18 protein-coding genes and 1 pseudogene are annotated in these 21,278 nt (G+C 56.1%); 2 read left to right on the top strand and 17 right to left on the bottom strand.

Going from position 1 to position 21,278, the window contains the following annotated elements; genetic code table 11:
• Positions 1-3: 3 nt before the first annotated feature.
• Both hypA and HY868_01360 read right to left on the bottom strand, forming a co-directional pair.
• The gene (gene hypA, locus HY868_01365; GenBank protein ID MBI5300756.1) at positions 4-345 is read right to left on the bottom strand and encodes a hydrogenase maturation nickel metallochaperone HypA; all 342 of its coding nucleotides are present in this window, start codon (positions 343-345) and stop codon (positions 4-6) included.
• Between the two features lie 73 nt (positions 346-418).
• Positions 419-1,225: a formate dehydrogenase accessory protein FdhE gene (locus HY868_01360; GenBank protein ID MBI5300755.1), complete on the bottom strand. Its 807-nt coding sequence runs from the start codon at positions 1,223-1,225 to the stop codon at positions 419-421.
• Positions 1,226-1,397: 172 nt separating this feature from the next.
• Here HY868_01360 and HY868_01355 point away from each other — a divergent pair, with 172 nt between their 5' ends.
• Entirely contained in the window at positions 1,398-1,526 is a 129-nt protein-coding gene (locus HY868_01355; protein MBI5300754.1) for an AbrB/MazE/SpoVT family DNA-binding domain-containing protein, read from the top strand.
• Between the two features lie 156 nt (positions 1,527-1,682).
• Positions 1,683-2,090: a PIN domain-containing protein gene (locus HY868_01350; GenBank protein MBI5300753.1), complete on the top strand. Its 408-nt coding sequence runs from the start codon at positions 1,683-1,685 to the stop codon at positions 2,088-2,090.
• Positions 2,091-2,200: 110 nt separating this feature from the next.
• Here HY868_01350 and HY868_01345 read toward each other — a convergent pair whose 3' ends face one another.
• From HY868_01345 to HY868_01275, 15 genes and pseudogenes are all read right to left on the bottom strand, one after another.
• Positions 2,201-2,893, bottom strand: a complete 693-nt coding sequence (locus tag HY868_01345) for a cytochrome b/b6 domain-containing protein (GenBank protein ID MBI5300752.1) — start codon at positions 2,891-2,893, stop codon at positions 2,201-2,203.
• 96 nt (positions 2,894-2,989) lie between these two features.
• The gene (locus HY868_01340) at positions 2,990-3,796 is read right to left on the bottom strand and encodes a 4Fe-4S dicluster domain-containing protein (GenBank protein ID MBI5300751.1); all 807 of its coding nucleotides are present in this window, start codon (positions 3,794-3,796) and stop codon (positions 2,990-2,992) included.
• Between the two features lies 1 nt (position 3,797).
• Entirely contained in the window at positions 3,798-6,806 is a 3,009-nt protein-coding gene (fdnG, locus tag HY868_01335) for a formate dehydrogenase-N subunit alpha (protein MBI5300750.1), read from the bottom strand.
• A 144-nt stretch (positions 6,807-6,950) separates the two neighbouring features.
• Positions 6,951-7,124, bottom strand: a pseudogene (locus HY868_01330) ([Ni/Fe] hydrogenase small subunit).
• Between the two features lie 237 nt (positions 7,125-7,361).
• A complete protein-coding gene (locus tag HY868_01325) occupies positions 7,362-7,547 on the bottom strand; it encodes a hypothetical protein (GenBank protein MBI5300749.1) in 186 nt (61 codons plus the stop codon).
• A gap of 230 nt (positions 7,548-7,777) precedes the next feature.
• Positions 7,778-9,964, bottom strand: coding sequence for an OmcA/MtrC family decaheme c-type cytochrome (locus tag HY868_01320; GenBank protein MBI5300748.1), 2,187 nt, complete (start codon positions 9,962-9,964; stop codon positions 7,778-7,780).
• Positions 9,965-10,132: 168 nt separating this feature from the next.
• Positions 10,133-10,600, bottom strand: coding sequence for a Rieske (2Fe-2S) protein (locus HY868_01315; protein ID MBI5300747.1), 468 nt, complete (start codon positions 10,598-10,600; stop codon positions 10,133-10,135).
• A 14-nt stretch (positions 10,601-10,614) separates the two neighbouring features.
• The gene (locus tag HY868_01310) at positions 10,615-12,306 is read right to left on the bottom strand and encodes an ammonia-forming cytochrome c nitrite reductase subunit c552 (protein ID MBI5300746.1); all 1,692 of its coding nucleotides are present in this window, start codon (positions 12,304-12,306) and stop codon (positions 10,615-10,617) included.
• A gap of 48 nt (positions 12,307-12,354) precedes the next feature.
• The gene (locus HY868_01305; GenBank protein ID MBI5300745.1) at positions 12,355-12,792 is read right to left on the bottom strand and encodes a hypothetical protein; all 438 of its coding nucleotides are present in this window, start codon (positions 12,790-12,792) and stop codon (positions 12,355-12,357) included.
• Positions 12,789-13,481, bottom strand: a complete 693-nt coding sequence (locus tag HY868_01300) for a cytochrome b N-terminal domain-containing protein (GenBank protein ID MBI5300744.1) — start codon at positions 13,479-13,481, stop codon at positions 12,789-12,791. The genes HY868_01305 and HY868_01300 overlap by 4 nt, the downstream gene beginning before the upstream one ends.
• A gap of 485 nt (positions 13,482-13,966) precedes the next feature.
• Positions 13,967-15,844 (bottom strand): acetate--CoA ligase, encoded by a 1,878-nt coding sequence (acs, locus tag HY868_01295; GenBank protein ID MBI5300743.1) that lies wholly within the window; start codon positions 15,842-15,844, stop codon positions 13,967-13,969.
• Between the two features lie 295 nt (positions 15,845-16,139).
• Positions 16,140-18,056: an acetate--CoA ligase gene (locus HY868_01290; protein ID MBI5300742.1), complete on the bottom strand. Its 1,917-nt coding sequence runs from the start codon at positions 18,054-18,056 to the stop codon at positions 16,140-16,142.
• 87 nt (positions 18,057-18,143) lie between these two features.
• On the bottom strand, positions 18,144-19,586 hold the full coding sequence (locus HY868_01285) for an MFS transporter (protein MBI5300741.1): 1,443 nt from the start codon (positions 19,584-19,586) through the stop codon (positions 18,144-18,146).
• A gap of 144 nt (positions 19,587-19,730) precedes the next feature.
• Positions 19,731-20,168, bottom strand: a complete 438-nt coding sequence (locus HY868_01280; protein ID MBI5300740.1) for a universal stress protein — start codon at positions 20,166-20,168, stop codon at positions 19,731-19,733.
• Between the two features lie 459 nt (positions 20,169-20,627).
• The gene (locus HY868_01275; GenBank protein ID MBI5300739.1) at positions 20,628-20,807 is read right to left on the bottom strand and encodes a response regulator transcription factor; all 180 of its coding nucleotides are present in this window, start codon (positions 20,805-20,807) and stop codon (positions 20,628-20,630) included.
• Positions 20,808-21,278: the final 471 nt, after the last annotated feature.

The raw sequence follows: 21,278 nt of genomic DNA, 5'->3' as shown, positions 1-21,278 counted from the left end.
AATCTATTCGATCTCGATACTCGCGAGTCGAAACTCGTCGGCATCCACAATGTTGACCTGCATACTGGAACACCGCGGGCAAATCGCGATATCGGTCGTCAATTGGAAATCGTTTCCACATTCGAAACACTTGGCTTGCACCGGCGCTTGCGTGACTTCGATGCGCGCGCCTTCCGCCAGTGTGCCCCGCGTCAGCATGTCGAGATGAAACCGCAGTGCGTCATCGCTTTCATCCGCCAGCGCGCTCATCTCAACATGGAAACCCAGGATGCGCTTGGCATGGTGCTTTGCCGCATAGTCGAGCGCGATCCTGAGCATGTCTTGTGCGATGCCGATTTCGTGCATACGCTCTCCACCTCACCGGGATTTGCTTTCATTTTAGCGATAACGCCCAGTCCGGCAAATTTGCGCGCACGCGTCAAGCGCTCTGATAGCCCGCTTCCAGCGCGGCAACATCCATTCCAATCGTCAACACGCGCTCGGCAGGCAGACACGCCTCGCGCGCGAATTCGCGCAGATCAATCGTTTTGAGGTAGCGTTTGCAACGATCGCACCCGTACAGCCGATACGCGCCATCTTGGCTCGGAAAGTACGCGATCGGTTCCGCGCCACAAAACGGACAATGTGCGCGCGGGCATGTCCATTCGGCATCGCATCGCGCGCAGAGTAAACGCCACGCGCCACCTTCTTGGGTGAGCGCGGCAAAATCCGGTTCGCCGCCGCAGATCGGACAGTTGCCGCGCTGCCACGCGTCCGCACGCACCGATGATTGGAGCGCGCGCGCGGGCGCGGAGAGCCAGGGGTGAAGCGCATGGGTGAGAACAAACGCAAGTAATTGGTAATTGGTAAGTGGCAATTCGATTGTTTCGGGCGCGAGGAACGCGCGCGCGAGTTCTTTTGTGCGCGCGGGCGATTCGAATTCGCGCGCGAGTTCGGCGAACGCGTCGGCGGCTTCGGGGCGATAGCGCGCCGCGATGGCGCAAATCGTTCGCGCGAGTCGCGCGACTGCGTCCCAATCGAAAGTGAGTTCGTCCACACGCAACAGCGGCTCGCCGCGTGCGAGGCATGCGTCAATATCGTCGGCAGAGAAAGGGTAATTGGTAAATGGTAATTCGATTACCGCCCGCGCTTCCAGAATCGCGATGTACATATCGAGCGCGCCCGCGAGTTCAGGTCGCCGCGCGCGTTTGGATTTGAGAATGGATAGAGTTTCAGCAGAATGCAAGACCCCACTCCATCGCCCAATTGGCGAATCAACTTGGCTGACGCGAGTGTAGCCCAAAAGAGACAGCGCGTCAAGGCGCCAGCCCGACCAACACAAAGCGACTTGCCTTACCAACATGAATGCGCTAGTATTACTTCTGTTCAAAGTAATAATTGCACACGGGCGTTTGGAAATGCAGGAACATCTTACCACGGTGACCCAAAAAGGACAGGTAACTATACCGCTCGCCATCCGCCAACTGCTTGGCATCAAGCCATCCGACCGCGTGACCTTTCGTGTTACCGAACGAAGGGCGTGTTGAACTAGTGCCTGCCGACATGACGCTCGAATCCGTCTATGGCGCGGTCAAGCCACTGTCGCGTCCCACGAATTGGAAAGGGGTTCGCCGCCAAGCGCGTGAGGAACGCGCGCACTATCGAGTCAGCAAAACCAAGAAACAACACAAAGGAGCGCGCAGATGGAGTTCCTCGACACGAACGTCATTCTGCGCTATTTGACAAAAGACGATGCGACAAAAGCGGAGCGGTGCTACGAACTTTTTCAGCGCGTCAAGCGCAAAGAAATCCGGTTGGTCACTTCAAAATCCGTACTGGCGGAGATCGTTTACGTTCTCTCTTCGCGTGCGCTCTACAATCAACCGCGCGAGAATGTGCGCGCGTTGCTGCTGCCCCTGGTCAGTTTACCGGCGCTGAAACTTCCACATCGTCGCGCCTTCCTACGCGCGCTCGACCTCTATGCGACCACCTCGTTCGATTTTGAAGACGCACTTTCCGTGGCACACATGGAACGACAGAAAATCAAAACCATTCTGAGTTACAACGAAGATTTCGATCGCGTCGAGGGAATCGAACGACGCGTTCCTTGATCGCGCCGGATTCACTCGCGCTGGAAATCATACGGGGCGTGAAACGCACGATGCAATATGCAGTCCGTTTCACGCCTCGCGTTTTCCAAGAACGCTACCGCAACCGTTCTCTACTTTTCCCGCTTGCGATACACGCGCTCTGCCAGCCACTTGCCGTGATGTTGGCGCGCGAATTCTTCCGTCACGGTGCCTTCGAACATCGCCGTGATGGATTCGCGCATCAGCGGATGCACCGCGACGAGATAGAGATGGAGCATGAACAGCAACACGGTCGCAATGACCGAGAGATCGTGAACCAGGACGCTCCACATGAACACGTCGGGCGCAACGCTCCCCTTGCCGAACCACATCACGAACCCGGTAATGACGAACAACCCGAATGTGATGATCTGCGTCAGCGCGTTGAATTTTTGTCCCGCGTTGTACTTGCCTTGCGGCGGCATCGTGCCAGCTTTGCCGTGCGCGTAATAGTTCCACGCATTCTGCAACCAGCCCGTATCGTCCTTGCCCCAGGTGAACGATTCTTTGAGCGAGTAGCAAAACTCGCGCGGCGAAAAGACGAGATAAATGACGGGCGCGCTGATGAACGCGACCGCGGCGAGGCGATGCGCGAGCCGCGCCGCCATCCCGGCTTCGCCGACCGCGAATGCTTTGAGGAACGGCGCGTAGATGAACAAACCCGTTCCCAGCAGAACCGTGAATGCGACAAAGTGAACCCAGTGCGCGACGCGTTCCGCGCTGGTAAAGCGCAGCACCAACACCTGACGCGCGCGCGCTTGGATATCCGTTGCGATTGATGACATTTTCGTTTCTCCGTTTCGATAGTTGCATAGTTGGATCGTTGAATAGTTGTCGCTCCAACTATCCAACGATGCAACTAGAAAACTATTCAACGCACTTTATTTCTCCGGCGTGATCGTCTCCACATCGCCGAGTTGCGCGCGGCGCGTCGCAAACCAGTTGAGCGCGAGACCTGCCGCCACTAATCCAGTCGCAACGTAGCCGAATGGTTGCACGACGTTTTGCCACAGGTTCGCCAACACCGGATATTCCGGTTTTTCCGGCAAGCCGTACGCCGACGCGGGCGCGGTCAACACGTACACGCGCCCCAACCCGCCGAGTTCGGTTTCGCCGTACACGCGCGCTTCGGCATAACCCAGTTTCTTCAAGTCCTCGACGCGCACTTTGGCAGTTGCGAGCACCTTGTCGCGATCGTTGAATCCGAGCGCCGCCGCGGGACACGTCTTGACGCACGCGGGCGTCAACTCGTTCGTGACGCGATCCTGGCAGAACGTGCATTTCGTCGCTTTGGCTTCGCCAGTGAGCGCGTTGATCGTTTCGAGACGCGGTATGTTGAACGGGCACGCTTGCGAACAGTAGCCGCAACCATTACACAAATCGCGTTCGAGCGAGACAAAGCCCATTTCATTTTTCTTGAGCGCGGCAGTCGGACACACATCCACGCACGCGGCATTCGCGCATTGCAGACAACCCCATTTCAAGAACAGCCAGCGCACCCTGCCGCCCGCTTCGTACTCGTTGAACCGGATACGCGTCAACGTATCCGCGCTCAGGTCGAGCGGATTTTCGTACGTGCCGACCTGGGTCGTTTTCGTCGGTGCGAGATTCCACCACTCTTTGCACGCGACCTGGCATCCCTTGCAACCGATGCAGATCGAAGTATCTATCAGCATTGCTTTTGCCATGTCACACCTTCCTCACATCGCACAACCACGCCTTGTATTCGGGAATCGTCGTGTTCGCGTCGCCGACGTGCGGCGTCAAACTGTTCGCGCTGTCGCCGGTGGACACGCCTTCGTAACCCCAGTGCCAAATCAAGCCGACCTGGTGCACAGTTTTGCCATTGATGTTGAACGGCTTGAAGCGCTTGGTCACAACGGCGATCATTTCGACTTTGCCGCGCGTGTTTTCGACGATCACGCGGTCGCCATTCTTGATTCCTTTTTCCGCCGCGAGTTGCTCGCTCATTTCGACGAACGGTGCGGGTTGCGTTTCGACGAGCCATGGAAGATTGCGGCTCATCGCGCCGGCTTGCATGTGCTCGCTCAAACGATACGTCGTGCCGACGATGGGGTACTTGCTCGCGTCGCTTCGCTTGTTCGAATCCGATTCCCAGATTTTCGCCACCGGGTTGATCTGTTGTTTCGACATCAGATTCGTCGCCGGGCTTTCCCACGCTTCGTAATGTTCGGGGAACGGACCTTCGGCGAGACCGGCGGCAAAGAGTCGCGCGACGCCTTCGTTGTTCATAATGAACGGATAGATCGCGTCGGGCGCGCCGCCGCCATCCACCACATCACCCGAAAATGCTTTCGTTTCCGGATTCCATTTGAGCGGCGCACGTTTTGGATCCCAGGGCACGCCCGCCGGGCTGAGCGATGCGCGATTGTAGAGGATGCGCCGATTGACGGGCCAATTCCACGCCCAGCCGGAATAGAGATACAAGCCGGTCGGGTCGCTATGGTCGCGCCGCGCCGTCATATTCCCAGCATCGGTATAGTAACCGCAATAGATCCAACTGCCGCACGTCGTCGTGCCATCATCGCGCAGAGACGCGAATGCCGGCACTTGCTTGCCTTGCGCGATCAACACCACACCCTTGTCGTCTTTCACGTCCACGACCGCGCGACCGTTGATCTCTTTTGCAATCGAGTGCGCGTTCGGCAAACCGTCGCCGTAATTCCAATCGAGTTTCGTGATTGGATCGGCGAACGCGCCGACTTCTTTCGCGTACAGCGCGCGCACGCGATTCATAATTTGATTCGCGATCCACAAATCCGGTTTGCTGTCGCCGACCGGATCAATCGCCTTGTTGCGCCACTGCACCCAGCGTCCGGTATTTGTGACGCTTCCTTCGCGCTCGACCCAGGACGCGGCGGGGAGCAAGAACACTTCGGTCTGGATGTCCGCCGGCTTTGCGCCCGGTCGTTTCCAGAACGCCGTCGTTTCCGTTTCCCACAATTCCGAGACGACCATCCAATCGAGTTTCGCGAGCGCCTCGCGTTCCATGCCCGCATTCGGTCCGCCGACCGCCGGGTTTTGTCCGATAACGATAAACCCTTTGATATCGCCGGCTTTCATCGCTTCAAAGAGCGGAATGTGCGAGTAATCTTTGCCTGCCGCCGTCTTGGGTAACCAGTTGAACGCGAAATCGTTGTCCTTGGTGGCTGCATCACCGAACCACGCCTTGAGTTGACTGACGATGTACTTGGAATAGTTCTTCCACCAGTTCAAACTCTTGGGATCGCTCGTCGTTGGCACAACGCGTTTCAAGTAATCGGCGAGCGATTGATCGCGCACGGTCGGCGCGGCGAGATAGCCGGGCAAGTTGTGATACAGCGCCGCCATATCGGTCGAACCCTGCACGTTGTGCAAGCCGCGCATCGCCGCGACCTGCCCGCCGGCGACGCCGACGTTGCCCAACAACAACTGCACGAGCGCGAGCGACTCGACGTTTTGTGTGCCGTACGAATGCTGGGTCTGTCCCATCGCGTAAATGATCGCACCCGCCTTGTCCGGCTTGCCGGTCTCGGAGTACATTTTGTACACTTGCTCCAACAAACCTTTCGGCGTGCCGGTGATCGCGGAGACCTTATCGAAGGTGTAGCGCGAATAATGTTTCTTCATCAGTTGAAGAACGCATTGTGGATCGCTCAACGTGAGGTCGCGCTTGGGGATGCCCTTGTCATCAAGTTGATACGTCCACGTTGCTTTGTCGTACGCCTTCGTCGTCGGATTGTAGCCGCTGAACAAACCATCGTTGAATTCGAACTTGGGGTTGACGAGGAACGAGGCGTTCGTGTACTCGCGCACGTACTCTTCCTGGTAGAGTTTGTTTTCCAGGATGTAACTCATCATCCCGCCCATAAACGCGATGTCGGTGCCGGAGCGAATCGGCGCGTACAGTGTTGCCGCCGATGCACTGCGCGTCACGCGCGGATCCACGACGATCAGTTTCGCGCCCCTTTCCATCGCTTTGGTGATCCACTTGAAAGCGACTGGATGATTTTCGGCAGGGTTGCCGCCCATAATCCAAATCACATCCGAGTTCGCAAAATCGGCGATGTGATTCGTCATCGCGCCACGTCCAAACGCTGCCGCCAAACTGGCGACGGTGCTGGAGTGTCAGATCCGCGCCTGATGTTCGAGGTAGACGATGCCGAGCGCGCGCGCGGCTTTGACCCAGGAATAGACTTCTTCGTTGGTGTGTTGCGCGCCGCCCATGTACGCAATCGCTTCGAGCCGATTGACGGTTGCGCCGTCCTTGTCTTTCGCGATGAAATTCTTGTCGCGTGTCTCTTTGATTTTTTGCGCGATGCGGTCGAGCGCCCAGTCCCAGGGTTTCGCTTCCCACTTGTCGGAACCTGGCGCGCGATACTGCACATGCGTCACGCGTTCGGGACTGTAGATGACCTGCCAGTTCGCCGCACCCTTACTGCACAGCGTGCCGCGATTGATCGGATGATCCGGGTCGCCTTCGACGTTGACGACCTTGCCGCCCTGCACGCCGACGACCTGACCGCAACCGACCGCGCAGTACGTGCAGATCGTCGTGATCTCGCCGACCTTTTTGTGCAAAAGAAATTTTGGATCTTCTCCACCGGCGGACACGGTGTTCGGTAGACCGGTTCCGATCAACAGTCCGCCTGCCGCAGCGCCGCCGAGTTTGAGAAAATCACGTCGTGAAATGCTCATTCTAATTTCCTCCCCCTTTAACCAATCTTGTGGTTTGCCAATCTACGTTTGATTGCGCCATATCACCTCCCTGATCCATCGCGACCAACCCACCTTGCAAAGGTCAAACGCGCGAGCGTTTGCGCTTGCACGCGGTCGGCGAAATTCGACGGACTGACCCGCGTCAAAATGCGCGCGGCGTTCGCAGTTATCGTGAATGCGTTTGCTGGATGCGAAGAGAGGAAGACCGAAATGAGCGAAACAACCAGGGAGATTGCGCAGGGTGATGCCGGGGATGGCATCTTTCACACCGACTGCGCCAGTCGGATTGGGAGCCGCGACGAACCAGCCGCGATTAAACGATGACGCGTTGACGGGAATCGTCGTGGCGGCGTTCGTGCATGCGCGCGTCACAATTTCGTGGGGCGAACAGAAATTGACATCGCGTCGTGAAACGCCTTGCCGACTTAACCGGCGTTCGCGTGTTTCTGCCAAGTCATTCATCGTCTTCTCTTCCACAAAATAATTGCGCATTCAGAAAAGAACGATGCGGTTGTGGCGGTCATTCGCCGAATTTTACTTGCCGGGCGCGACTTGATCTTTCTCTTTTTCGGTGGCAAGCGCGAGAACTTGATCTTTTAATTCTTCGAGGGCGCGGCGCATCTCGGCTAGTTCTTCTGCATGCAAACGTTGATACGACTCCAACTGTTGTTCGAGTCGCAACATTCGATAGGCAATGTCAGATGGCGAGATGGATGACATACCGGACACCCTTCTGGCGAAACACCTCAGGTCTATTCATTTTTACTGGAGGCATTCGCCACCCCTCGCATAACAGTGGACACCCGCATCAGTGCCCACCTGCACGTCAACTTTACACAATTCTAACACGAATGTGCTTGGCGGCTAAGGTACAAACGGGTCATTGCCACGTTCTAACGTATCCGCGGCGGACTAGATGGCTCTAGTCCGCCGCGCCCAGTCCTATGTCGTTATCTCTTGTGAACCTGGTCTACCGCAAAGTCGCGTCCCGGACCGTGACAGATCGCGCACGTCTCGATACCGCTCGCGCTGGTCATGATCTCGATGTGCCCCTTTACTTGCACATTCGCGTGACAACCACTGCACGTTGCCGCGATCGGCTGGAGTACTTTGATCACTTTGCCTTCTTGTGTGATCGTCGTCGGCAACGCGCTTGCCGGCAGAGGCAACACATTCGTGCCAGCCAGATGACACTTGACGCAGTTGCGTTGACCGCCCGCCGTCGGAAAGCCGATCTCTTCCGTCCTGGCAATCGAGCGACCAAAGAACTCGGTTGGCGTGGCGCGTTCGTTGCCCATGTGGAGACTGTGAATCATGTACTTGAGTTGGATTGTCTCCGGTGGCAGTTTGTCTTTGGGTCGCTGGGCTTCATCCGTCGCATTCGGGTTGTGGCACAAGTCGCAGTATTCGGGACTGCGACGGATGCCGCCATGAACCGAAAACGCCGCCGGACTGCCAAGGTCAAGATGACATTGATTGCATAGTTTGCGATCAACGACCTGGCGTCGCGGCGCGGGCTTGGAGCCATCCAGGGAAACATAGATCACTGGGTTGACGTTGCCTTCGCGCACGACAACATCTTTGCCGTCGTTGCCCTTGATGGTCGCGTTCTTGTACGCCGCCATGCCAATACCAACACTACCCTTCCAGGTCGCGTCAATCAGTCTGTTGAAAGTGTAACGGAACTTGCCGCCGCCCAAATCGGTCAACGTGCCCGCGCGGACGAACGGCGCTGCCGGCGGCACGGTGATCTGATTGGCATTTTCGGTGAAGCGCGTCGCATAATCCGAGGTTGGATACGCGATGGTGATTTCGATAAAGTCCATCTTGTTCGCGTCGAGCGCCGCGCCCGAATTATCTTTCAACGTAAAATCAACCGTCGCTTTCTCGCCCGGCTTGGCGGTTGCCGCGTCAATCGTATAGACTACACCTTTGAGTTGCTTGGACTTGGCGGGAATCGTGTGCGCGCCGACGATGGACGCGTCGAACTCCTGACCGCTGTCCGCAGAATGACAAACCTTGCATGTCTTGTCGTCTTTCAGTGGACCAGCGGCGTGATCTTTGCCGCCCGTGAATTTGGCTTTGCCGGTTTCCCAATCAATGCCATCGTGACACGAACCGCACGCGGCGCGGCTGGGCGCATTCTTCCAGTTGTCCGCTTGCGCGCCTTTGGTGTGACAAGTCGTGCAATTGCGAACATCTTGGGGCCACACCGCTCCGCTAAAGTCAATGGGGTTTTGACCAAAGCCGACGATATAGTACGGCTTTTTGCCCAACGCGACACTGTTGATATTCGCGCCGTTGTGAAGTTTGTGGATCATTACCTTCAAGTCAACCGGGTTGCTCGTTTCAGGATCAATCGTCTGATCCGTATGACAAATCGAGCAAACCGTCACGTCATAACGTTGACCTCCGTGCGCCGCGATCTTGTCGTGACAGACGTTGCAATTCTCGGTTGTGACGACTTCGCGCTTGGTCGGCGTTCCGCCCGCCGGCACGAACCAGAATGACGTGTTGGTGACAAACCCGCGCGCGTTGCGCGTGGCTTGCGCGCCGACGACATGGGTTGCGCTCTTGTCGAAAGTCGCGGGAAGCGTATTCGTAAAGACGTAGGTATAGCCCGTGTCAGTTTCAGTCAACTTACCCTGAAATTCGTACTGAGCTTGTTTCGCGGTGGCAAGCACGGGTTGTTTCGTTTCACCTTTGTAAGTGTGCGGGTTCCCTCTTACATCGTTCACGAAATAGTTTTCATAGTCCGCGAGATTGGTATCCTTGTCCAAGTTGATCTTGGCGATACCAAACCGCAGACTATTGGCGTCGAGGTCGGCAACCTTCACGAGATTACCGCGATCATCCGTGAGTTTAAAGGTGACAACCGGTTTGTTATCCGCTGGAATTTCAACTTTGGTGATTTCCATTTTCAAGCCGGCGCCGGGCGCCACCGACGCAGATTTTCCCGGCGCGCCCGCAGGACCGGTAGGACCCTGCGGACCGGCAGGACCTTGCGGACCGACCGCACCCGCCACGCCTGGGCTACCCGCCGGACCCGGCGCGCTGGCGGGTGAACAGGACGCAATCAACAACAACGCGGTGATTGCGACAAGCGTCAAGAATACAACGAGGATTCTTTTTTGCATTGTGCATTCTCCATTTCTAGAATTGGTTGGGGCAAGCACCTATTGGCGAATCCATTTTCGTGAGGCATCCTCCTTTGCTTGCGCCCCGCGGCATTCCCTCATCAGAAATCACCGCGACGCCATCGCGCAAAAGCCGGCTTTAGATTTTGTGGTGGATTTTATTTTGGCTTATCCGATCTGTTTACCGACGAACACCTTGCCGTCCTTCACAACTAATTCGTACTGCGCTAATGGTTTAGGCGGAGGTCCTGAGATGACCGCGCCGGTAACCGCATTGAAGAATCCGTCATGACACGGACAGGCGATACTATTCTTGCGCGCATCCCACGAAACGATACAACCCAGGTGTGTGCAAATCGCGGAGAACGCTTTTATCCCGCCGGCTTTGCTGTTCACCACAATCACCGGTTTGTCATTGACCGAGACGATCTTGCCGGTGTTGGACGCAAACTCTTCGGGCTTGCCGACTTCGACCGGTCCTCCCACACCTTGCTTCGCCCCTTGGGGCAATAGATACGCGACGACCGGCGTCAACATTCCAATCACCGTCGCGGTCACCGAAAAACCCAGCAGGAGTTGGATAAATCCACGCCGAGTTACCGGTGTGTTCGACCTATGTGCGACCGATTGCGTCATGGCTTTTTGCTCCTCTATTCCGGCGGCAACTGTTTGTACAACTCGCGGCGAATGACGTACAGCGACAGGATCGCCATCGCCATAATCACCAAACCCACTCCCATCACTTGACCCCTGAGTCCTTGATCGCGCGATGCCTTTTCGGAATTGGCAATCACTTCGTTGGCTTTCGCGACGGCGAGATCGGTTTTTTCTTTCACCAGCGAAGCGTTGAGCGTGTGTTGCACCGCGCGCGCGGTAATCAACGCAGTCTTGGCTTCTGCAATCTTGGCTTCTTCGGGCGAGGTGATTAACGCCGCGGCGGCGGCGCGCTTGAGCGCGATCTCCGCATCGTCCAACGCCTTGGCGCTCGCGGTGATATTGTCATGCAGATTCTTGACCGCAGCGGCTTGGGGCGATCCATCGGGGTGGCAACTACCGCACTGGCGCGTCGAGTTACCGATGAACATATCATCCGTCGGCGTCATCACATCGTAACGACCGTGACAGGTGACGCACTTGGGTGTCCCAGGTTTGTCATTGGCATGGACACTCTGCAAGTAATACTGTTGGGTTGCCGTGTGACAACTGCCGCACACATTCGCAACCTCGTCGAAACCAGGCGGCGCCGCGCCATGCGTGCTGTGGCACGTCGCGCACGTTGGGGAACGCAAGTCTTGTTTGTTCAACAATGCTTGACCATGCACACTTGCAATGTACAACGAGTATTGATTCGTCGGAATGTTATAGCCCTTCATGTACTCGGTGTTCGAATGGCACGAGGCGCACAACGCGGGCACATTCAGCGTGTACACTTTAGCCGTCGGATCGTCCGATTTTTTGGTCGCGTGCGATTCGTGGCACGTCGCGCACGTTGCCACCTTGACATCGCCTTGCGCGAGTTTCTGCCCATGCACGCTTTGCTGATACTTGGACCATTGATCGGTCGGCACATCGTACTGACGCATCGTTTCGACGCGCGCGTGGCAACTCGCACATAGTGCTGGGATATCTACAATCTTGGGGATGCCGATGTAACCCGCGTTGAACGAATGCGCCGCGGCTTTGTCGGCTTTCGTCGCATCGCCGCCGTGACAATCCGCGCAAGTCACGTTGCGTTCTCCGTGAATGCTCGACTTCCAGTCGTTCACGACCTGGGTTGACTTGCCGGCTTGCGTGGTGTGGCACGTCACACACGCATCCTGGGTCTTGGCGACCGGCGATGTGTGAATCACCGGCGTGGGCACGACGACCGGCACGTCTGCTTTCGAAGTAGCAGATTGATGACAACCTTTGCACGTCTCCACGATACGCCCAGCATGATCCGCTGGCACTTTGGGCGAGCCGCCGATCCCGGTCTGGTGACATGCGAGACAGTTATCGCGATTCTGAAGCGGATGTGGAATTTTAGGCGGCGTGCCGGCGGCGGGCTTGGTAACTGGTTGCGCGCCGGGCGTTCCGCTGGGAGGCGTCGTTGGCGGACGCGCCGTCCCAGGTTTGTGACACACTTGACACATCTCATTCGTGCGTCCCGTGTGATCGGCGGGGAACTTGGGCGCGCCACCGACGCCGGTCGCGTGACAGATGGCGCAGTCATTGCGCCCTTCCAGCGAATGCGGAATCGGCGGTGGAGTGCCGACTTGGGCGCGCGTCGGCGTGCTGGGCAATAACACGATGAGCAAGACGAGTATGAATAGGAATGCGCCGAGTTTCCACAACTGTTTCATTATCTAAACTCCGCGCGCGCGTGAACCGAACCGCGCGCCAAGGTATCGTCAGCTAAACTGTCCCCAAACGGTCAAGCCGATAACTACCGCCAGGACGCCGATGAGAATAATCAGCATTAGCGGGCGTTGCCGCGCTGGGCGTTTAGGACCGCGATCCAGAAACGGCAGGAAGAAGAGCAACGCCAGCGCAATGCTGGGAATCACAATACCCAGCAAGCGCGGCGCGTCCGCACCCAGGAAGCTAAACACCGCCGCCACTTTGAGAAATTGATAGACCGACAAAAAGTACCATTCGGGTTTGACGTGTTCCGGCGTCAGGAGTGGATTCGCGCGATCCTCCAACCCGGCAGGGAGATAGGCGGCAAGCGTAACGAGAATTCCCAGGATGACGTACCACGCGATCAATTCACTCAATACGTAGTGGGGCCAGAAGGGTAAGAGTTTCTTTGGGTCGGGGGATTTGTCCGGCTTGGATGGGGCGCTCATTTTTCCTCCGATGAGTGCGGGTCCGCCAATCCTTGTTGATGAATGATCAACAGATGAACGGCGAGCAAGCCAATGAGCGACGCCGGCAAAATCAACATGTGCACACCCAGGAATCGTGAGAGCGTCAACGCGCTCACCTCGGAACCGGCGCGGAGAAAATCGCGAATCGCATCGCCGATCACCGGCACCGCCGACGCGATTTCGGTGCCGACCGTCGTCGCCCAAAACGCGCGCTGATCCCAGGGCAACAAGTAGCCGGTGAAACCGAAACCCAGCGTGAGGAACAACAAGCCCATGCCCGCCATCCACGTGATCTCGCGCGGATTCTTGTACGCGCCTTGAACGACGACGCGAATCAAATGCAAAATGCAAAAGACGATCATGAGATTCGCGCCCCACGCATGCACGCTGCGGATCAGCCAACCAAAATTGACCTGGTTCATAATGTAGAGGATGCTGTTATACGCGGCATCCGGCGTCGGTTGATAGTACAGCGAAAGCAGAATGCCCGTGACGGCTTGATTGACAAACAAGAATAGTGTAATGCCGCCCAGATAATAAGTATGGGCGCTCCGTGGAATGACGACATGGAGCGACGTGGCAACCAACGAACGAATCGCCATCCGTTCGTCGAACCATTCAAAGATGGCTTGAATCCATCGTCGCGGAGCAGAGTTCGTCACCTGCATGGCTCACTCCTTCAATTAGGTAAGGCAATTTTCCAAATTGCCCTGCGAACAAAAATGCCTTCGCCGCGCGAAAACGCACCGAAGGCATTCGTAACCATTCGAATGAAATGTGCCTTCGTCGGCACAATACTTTATAAATGAATTTTATCCGATGTTATAGAAACTGTTAAGAGCCGCAAGTCTCAAACATTCGTCCAAACGTATCACACGCGAACAAGTTTGTGATGGATTTGGCGAACCAAACAGAATCCCTGCGAAACGGTTGTCGTTTCGCAGGGATTTCGCTGTGCTTCAAAACATCTGGAGTGCGAGTGGCTCGCTCGCACGGGGCGGGCAAGCAGCTCTCCGCAACACTAAATGAACGACGGTAGAGACACCCTTGCGAGCGTCTCTACCGCGTCAGAGCATCATTGCTCCGCGACCGTGACTATTCATCCTTGCGAAGGTTACCAAACCTTCGCAAGGATAATACCCGCGACCGAATGTTACTCTTCGAGTGTTGTCACATCGCCTTCGGGCAGACCTTGGGCGCGCGCTTTCAACACGCGGCGCATAATTTTGCCGGATCGTGTCTTGGGTAACTTGTCCACAAAGTTGACTTGCTCCGGTCGCGCGATGGGACCGAGGTGCGTGCCAACGTGTTGGCGTAACGCTTCTGACAATTCCGAGGAGGGCGATTGTCCCGCGCGCAGAATCACGTAGGTGTAGATCGCCTGACCTTTGATCTCGTGCGGCAAGCCAATCGCCGCGGCTTCGGCGACCGATGGATGACTGACGAGCGCGCTTTCGATCTCCGCTGTGCCCAGACGATAACCGGACACTTTGATCACATCGTCCACACGACCGATGATCCAGAAATAACCATCGCTATCGCGTTTCGCGGAATCGCCGGTCGTGTACTTGCCCGGATATTTCGACCAGTACTGTTTGACGTAGCGGTCGGGGTCTTTGTAAATCGTACGCAGCATCGCGGGCCATGGTTTCGTGAGCACGAGATAACCTTCTTCGTTATCCTTCGTCGGATTACCCTGCTCGTCCACGATCTCCGCTTCCTGACCAAAGTACGGTCGCGTGCCACTGCCGGGTTTGAGCGGCACGGTCGGCGTCGGCGTAATCATAAACATCCCGGTCTCGGTCTGCCACCACGTGTCCATGATCGGACATTTTTCTTTGCCGATGACGCGATGATACCACTTCCACGCTTCGGGATTGATCGGCTCGCCGACCGACCCGAGCAAACGCAGCGACGACAAATCGTGACGATTGGGCCACGATTCGCCGAAACGCATCAAGCCGCGAATCGCGGTCGGCGCGCAGTACAACACCGAGATGCCGTACTTTTCGATGAGCGACCACCAGCGATTCGGATACGGATACGTCGGCGCGCCTTCGTACATGAACGAGGTCGCGCCGGCAAGCAATGGACCGTAGATGATGTACGAGTGACCGGTCACCCATCCTGGGTCTGCCGCGCACCACCACCGGTCTTCGTCGCGCAAATCGAAAACATTCTTGAGCGTGCTATAAATGCCGACCATGTACCCGCCGTGCACGTGTTGAATCGCTTTCGGTTTGCCGGTCGTGCCCGAGGTGTACAAAATATACAGCGGGTCTTCGGAGTCCATTACTTCAGTCGGACATTTGCCGCTCGCAATCGGGAGTTTCATCAAATCGTGGTACCAATAATCGCGCCCAGATTCCATGCGGACTTCTTGACCGGTGCGTTTAACCACAATGACCGTTTCGACGGTCGGGCATTTTTTGACCGCATCATCCATCGTGCTTTTCAACGGAACGACCTTGCCGTTCATCCAACCGCCATCGGCGGTGATGCACACGCGCGATTCGGAATCTTCGATGCGCCCTTGCAGCGCGTCCACACTAAACCCGCCGTACACGACCGAGTGCACCGCGCCGACCTTGGCGGTCGCCAGCATCGCGATGGCGATCTCGGGAATGCGCGGCATATAAATCGTGACGCGGTCGCCCTTTTTCACGCCCATCGCTTTGAGAACGTTCGCAAATTGATTGACTTCGCGATTGAGCGCATAGTACGAGTACGTTCGCACGTCGCCGGGTTCGCCGACCCAGACCAGCGCGAGTTTGTTACGCACCCAGGATTTCTGGTAGCGGTCAAGGCAGTTGTGGATGATGTTCGTTTTTGCGCCGACAAACCATTTGAAGAACGGCTTGTTGCTGTCGTCCAACACCTTGTCCCACTTTTGGTACCACTCGAGTTGCTCCGCCTCTTTGCCCCAGAACCCTTCCAGGTCTCCTGCCGCGAATTGGGCTAGCGCATCCCAGTCTTTGACGCGCGCGCCGGCGACGACATCGGCAGATGGATAAAAAACTTCACCTTCCATTGAATCTACTCCTCCCCATTAAGGTTTGACCATTGCCGTCGCCGGTAGCGGCAACGATGCCTGCCCCGGCGGCGTCAGCAATGAACGGAAAATGATACGGTAATTAACATTACCCCGCGTGAGCCGACGGCTGGTCGCGCGCCTACGCGGGCGAAAACGCGTGAGCCGACGGCTGGTCGCGCGCCTACGCGGGCGAAAACGCGTCCGCGCAGGCGAACGCCCGGCGGAACGCCTCACAAAGGCGACACTTGCACCGCACTGCGTTTGGTGCAGTGCAGGTGTTTCAATCGCTCTACTATCGCGCGATCTCGGCTTTCATCTCCGCCCACGCGTGTCGCGCGTCTTCGACCGATCCTTCATCTTCAATCGTCGTAATATCGCCCGGATCGCGGTCAAGCGTGACCGCTTTGAGCACGCGGCGCATAATTTTGCCGCTGCGCGTCTTGGGCAACATGTGCACAAAGTTCAGTTCGCCGATCACCGCGACCGGACCGAGTTCGCGGCGCACCGTATCGAGCAAGATGCGCTTGAGTTCCTCCGACGGACTGAACCCTTGCTTGAGCACGACGAACGCGGAGATCACTTCGCCGCGCAATTCTTCCGGACGACCGATGACGCCGGCTTCGGCAATCGCCGGATGCGTCAGGAATGCGCTCTCTACTTCAATCGTGCCGATGCGATGCCCGGCGATCTTGATGATTTCATCCGCGCGCCCGGCGAACCAGACGTACCCATCTTCATCCATCATCGCGGAATCGCCGGAATAGTACACATTCTTGCCGGGAATTTTTTGCCAATAGTCGGCGCCATACCGCGCCGGCTCGCCCCACAGTGCGGGAGTGAGACCGGGAAACGGTCGCGTGATGACCATGATTCCTTTTTCGCCGCGCGGAATTGGTTCGCCTTCCGGCGACACAACCTCAGCTTCAATTCCAGGCAACGGGATTGTAGCAGAGCCGGGCTTGATTGGCAATAGCCCCAAGCCGTACGGATTGCCAAAGATCGGTCCGCCGGTTTCGGTCTGCCACATGTGATCAATCACTGGGATTTTATCTTTGAGGATCGTTTTCTGCAACCACTCCCACGCCGGCGGATTGAGCACCTCGCCCGCGCAAAAGACGCGTTGCAAATAATCGTGATCCACTTTTTGCAGCGGCGCATCGCCGTACCGCATCAACAAACGCACCGCGGTCGGCGAGGTAAAAATGCCGGTCACGCGAAATTCTTCGATGAGCGTCGCCCAATTCGATTCCGGTTTCGGGTAATCGAGCGCGCCTTCAAACGCGACCGTCGTTGCGCCGACAATGAGCGGAGCATACACGATGTAACTGTGCCCAACGATCCAACCGATGTCGGAAGTAGACCACCACACGTCGGTCGGTTTCAAATCGAACACCCACTTTGCCATACTGACAATGTGGACTTGATAACCGCCGTGTGTGTGAATCGCGAGTTTCGGTTTCGCCGTCGTGCCAGATGTTGCGAGGATGAACGCAGGGTCGTTCGATTCCATCGGCTCGTGCGCGCGACTCGCCAAAGGCGCGTCCGCGCGACCCAGGAATTCCGTCCAAGTCAGATCGCGCTCTGGTTTCATCGCCGCCTCGCCGTACCGTTGGAGCACGATGACGTGTTCGACATTGTGTTCGACGCTCGCGAGCGCGTCGTCCACGATGCCTTTGAGCTGAACATTCTTGCCTTTGCGATACGTCACGTCCGCCGTAAACACGAGCTTCGAGCCGCTGGCTTGGATGCGGTCGCCCAACGCTTTCGCGCCGAAACCGGCGAACACGACCGAGTGCATCGCGCCGATGCGGACAATCGCGAGCATGAGCATGATCGCTTCCGGCATCACCGGCATGTACAGCGTGACGCGGTCGCCTTTTTGAATGCCCATCCCGCGCAACGCCGCCGCCAACGTTTCGACTTGACGCAACATCTGCGCGTACGTGAACAGTTGTTTTTCGCCACGCTCGTTGACGTAGATGAGCGCGGTGTGTCCGCCCCAACCGCGCTTGACGTGAAAATCGAGCGCGTTGTACGCGAGGTTCGTTTGCCCGCCGATGAACCATTTGAACGTCGGCGGCGTCCACTCGAACACCCGATCCCAGCGCCGAAACCAGGGTAGTTGATCTGCCGCGCGTCCCCAGAATGCTTCGGGGTCGTTGCGCGCATCTTCGATCCATCGGCGAACAGTTGGGTTGATTGGATTCATCGGCGAGTCCTCCGAAAAAACCGGCTAGGATTCAAATCCGATCACGCGGATCAAATCCTAGCCGAGATTCACATCGTGCGCCGTAGATTATTTTCCTGAAGTCGCCGCCCTGCTCGCCGTTTCATGTTGCATCGCAGTAGAGGACGCGGCGTCTTCGATGTCTACCTGATTCGTCTCTTTGACGAACAGCATCCCAACGACAAAGCAGATGCCCGCAATCGCCATCGGATACCACAAACCAGCAAAGTTGTTGCCGGTGCTTTGCAGCATACTCAATCCGATGATGGGCACCATGCCACCGAACACGCCGTTACCGATGTGGTACGGGAGTGACATGGAGGTGTAGCGAATCTTGGTTGGGAACAATTCAACGAGGAACGCCGCGATGGGCGCATACGCCATGGTGACATAGACGACCTGAAGAAACACAAGGAACGCCAACATCGGCGGGTTGTAACCCTGGTAGGCGAACAAAAAGTACTGTTTCGGATCAGCCGGCGCAAAAGCTGCCATCGCACCATAGATCGGGTACCAGGTGAGAACGGCGAGCGCCATGCCTGCCATCATAATCGGCTTGCGACCAATTTTGTCGGACAGCCAACCGAAGAGAATGAACAGCGGAGTCGCCGCCAACAACGCCACGCCGATGATCATGTTCGAATCAACGAGCGTGACCTTGAAGATGGTCTGCAAATAGAACAGCGCGTAGAATTGACCGGTGTACCACACGACGCCCTGACCCATCGTCGCGCCGAAGAGCGCCAAGAGCACCCACCGCAAGTTGTAGGGATTGCCAAAGGATTCGACGATGGGATTCTTGGAGGTCTTTTTGGTATCTTTCAAGCGTTGGAACAACGGAGATTCGCGCAACGAAATGCGGATCCACAACGAGAGCATGACGAGGACGATCGAGAGAAGGAACGGGACGCGCCAACCCTGGAAGTACGCTGTGGCAAATGCGCCTTTGCCGGCGAACCAGTCTTCACCACCAAACGAGCGCGTGCCCAGGATGACAAAGAGGGAAGCGAACAAACCAATGGTTGCCGTCGTTTGAATCCACGAGGTGTACAAACCGCGCTTGCCGTGCGGGGTGTGCTCGGCGATGTAAGTTGCCGCGCCGCCGTACTCACCGCCCAACGCCAAACCTTGCAGGATACGCAAGATGATCAAGATGATGCCTGCCAGATCACCAATCACATCGCGCGTGGGAAGTAAGCCGACCGCAAACGTGCAGAGACCCATCAAGGACATGGTGACCAAAAAGGTGTACTTGCGACCGATGAGGTCGCCCACGCGACCGAACACGATCGCGCCAAAGGGACGCACGATAAAGCCAACCGCAAACGCCGCCAACCAAGCGATCATATCGCCGATGGGCGTACCGGTTTGATAAAACTTGGACGCGATGACGGCAGACAAACTGCCAAAGATGTAAAAGTCGTACCATTCGACCAACGTACCAGCCGACGAAGCGAAAATAACTCGCGTGATGTTCCACTTGGACGTCGTGGATTGAGTTGCCTGTGCCATACTAACTCCTTCCTGAGTTTTGCCGCCCATCATGAGCGGTTGGGTAAAGACTGATAAATCCGACGACAGCACAATGCAAATTTACGGATGGATGTCTGGGTTGAACTGGGCACACCTCCTTAAACGAATCTATCTGAATGAACGCTACCCCTTGGCGCGAATCAACAAAACCGGAATCTTGGAATTTCGCACGACGCGATCAGCCACACTGCCGAGCAACCAACGCGCGGGTCCGGTGCGTCCATGCGTGGACATCGCAATCACATCAGCTTGCGCTTCTTCCGCGGATATCAGAATGACCTCCGCGACCGGACCGTCGCGTAAAAGAACCGAAACGTGGAATCCTTCCGACCTGAGTTGCTCTTGAATCTCGGACATGTACTTTTTGCTGCGCTGTTGTTGTTCTTCCACGACACTCGCCGCTAGTCCAGGATCCGCAAAAAGATAATCCATTCCTGGGTTGGATGCCACGTTCAGCAAAATAAGTTCCGCGCCTTCCGAGTACGCTAATGCCTTGGCGTGAGGCAAAACCCCTTCAGCAATTTTCGATCCATCCAATGGCACCAAGATTTTGCGGTACATCTTTGTTGCTCCGTGCGCCAAATGCAAACCGACCAGCGCGTCGAAAAACGACGCTGGTCGGTGTCAGCGACAAACAAACGATATTCCGATTCCCCTCATCAGGCACAAGCCAGAACGCATTGGCATTTCGAGTCTGCCCTCCATCGGGCGAGAACAACGACGTTCAATTCAAACGAAATCAAATTTCTGCTTCGACGGCTATAATCGCAAGGGGAGCGTACCATACAATTATAAGGAGGAAATAAACTGAGGAAAATAATTCAGTGAGGTTTGTGTAAGGTTTGTGTAAAAAAATCCAACCGTATCAGGTTTGGGGGCGAATGGGTCAACCAACACAACAGAAAAATTTAGGACGCGGATGAACGCGGATGGACGCGGATTTTTTTAAATCTGCATAAAACGGAAAAGGAAATGCCAACGTGCGGGTGGCTACTGCGCGTTATACCTGGCTTGCACCCACTACACCGCGAGTTCCGTACGCGAGCGCGTGCCGGTTTTGACAAAGACCCTGGTCAAGATGTTCTTGACGGTCTTGTCACTGATGGTAAGTTGGTAGGCAATTTCCTTTTTAGCGGGTCGGGTACGGTTCGCCCAAGTTCTGAAGAAGTGACGGTAAACCTGGAATGAACGCATTGCCATTTACCCAATATCCAAACTCTCGCGGACGAATGTAAACGAGAATTCCATAGTCCCTGACTATATAGTCTCTGAGAGGAAAATCCATCCTCGAACCTGAAGTCAAATTAATGGCGAGAGAGCCGTTTTCTGCGCCTGTATCATGGTTATCTATATGCCATTCGACCTGATTGAATAGTGATACGATTCTTTGGATGTCTTCCTCCCCGCACCACGTTTCATTGCCAATACTGATACTTACCACACTATTTGGCTGGAGTGTTTTGAAGAACACATAGTCTTCAGCTTTGTAATACAACGAGATTCCAAAGAAAGATACCCAAACAAACGTAATTACGCAGTACCGCAAAACTCACTTTTTGACTAAACAGGGTTCTCATGCACACTGTCTCTATCCTACCAAAGAAAGAGCAGCGCATGAGAACCCCAAAGACATTATACCATACGACGCCGACGATATATCCCTGTGAATTG

The sequence above is a fragment of the Chloroflexota bacterium genome (assembly GCA_016219275.1).
GTDB lineage: Bacteria > Chloroflexota > Anaerolineae > UBA4142 > UBA4142 > JACRBM01.
Note: the sequence above shows the minus strand (reverse complement) of the source record. Positions and strands in the feature narration are given on the sequence as shown.

What these genes read in the sequence shown, in the direction of transcription:
- HY868_01350 (MBI5300753.1), top strand. Translation starts at nt 1,683, where the DNA reads ATGGAGTTCCTCGACACGAACGTCATTCTGCGCTATTTGACAAAAGAC.
- HY868_01305 (MBI5300745.1), bottom strand. Translation starts at nt 12,792, where the DNA reads ATGAGCGCCCCATCCAAGCCGGACAAATCCCCCGACCCAAAGAAACTC.
- HY868_01355 (MBI5300754.1), top strand. Translation starts at nt 1,398, where the DNA reads ATGCAGGAACATCTTACCACGGTGACCCAAAAAGGACAGGTAACTATA.
- HY868_01275 (MBI5300739.1), bottom strand. Translation starts at nt 20,807, where the DNA reads ATGGCAATGCGTTCATTCCAGGTTTACCGTCACTTCTTCAGAACTTGG.
- HY868_01340 (MBI5300751.1), bottom strand. Translation starts at nt 3,796, where the DNA reads ATGGCAAAAGCAATGCTGATAGATACTTCGATCTGCATCGGTTGCAAG.
- HY868_01315 (MBI5300747.1), bottom strand. Translation starts at nt 10,600, where the DNA reads ATGACGCAATCGGTCGCACATAGGTCGAACACACCGGTAACTCGGCGT.
- hypA (MBI5300756.1), bottom strand. Translation starts at nt 345, where the DNA reads ATGCACGAAATCGGCATCGCACAAGACATGCTCAGGATCGCGCTCGAC.
- acs (MBI5300743.1), bottom strand. Translation starts at nt 15,844, where the DNA reads ATGGAAGGTGAAGTTTTTTATCCATCTGCCGATGTCGTCGCCGGCGCG.
- HY868_01290 (MBI5300742.1), bottom strand. Translation starts at nt 18,056, where the DNA reads ATGAATCCAATCAACCCAACTGTTCGCCGATGGATCGAAGATGCGCGC.
- HY868_01280 (MBI5300740.1), bottom strand. Translation starts at nt 20,168, where the DNA reads ATGTACCGCAAAATCTTGGTGCCATTGGATGGATCGAAAATTGCTGAA.
- HY868_01325 (MBI5300749.1), bottom strand. Translation starts at nt 7,547, where the DNA reads ATGTCATCCATCTCGCCATCTGACATTGCCTATCGAATGTTGCGACTC.
- HY868_01320 (MBI5300748.1), bottom strand. Translation starts at nt 9,964, where the DNA reads ATGCAAAAAAGAATCCTCGTTGTATTCTTGACGCTTGTCGCAATCACC.
- HY868_01300 (MBI5300744.1), bottom strand. Translation starts at nt 13,481, where the DNA reads ATGCAGGTGACGAACTCTGCTCCGCGACGATGGATTCAAGCCATCTTT.
- HY868_01345 (MBI5300752.1), bottom strand. Translation starts at nt 2,893, where the DNA reads ATGTCATCAATCGCAACGGATATCCAAGCGCGCGCGCGTCAGGTGTTG.
- HY868_01310 (MBI5300746.1), bottom strand. Translation starts at nt 12,306, where the DNA reads ATGAAACAGTTGTGGAAACTCGGCGCATTCCTATTCATACTCGTCTTG.
- HY868_01285 (MBI5300741.1), bottom strand. Translation starts at nt 19,586, where the DNA reads ATGGCACAGGCAACTCAATCCACGACGTCCAAGTGGAACATCACGCGA.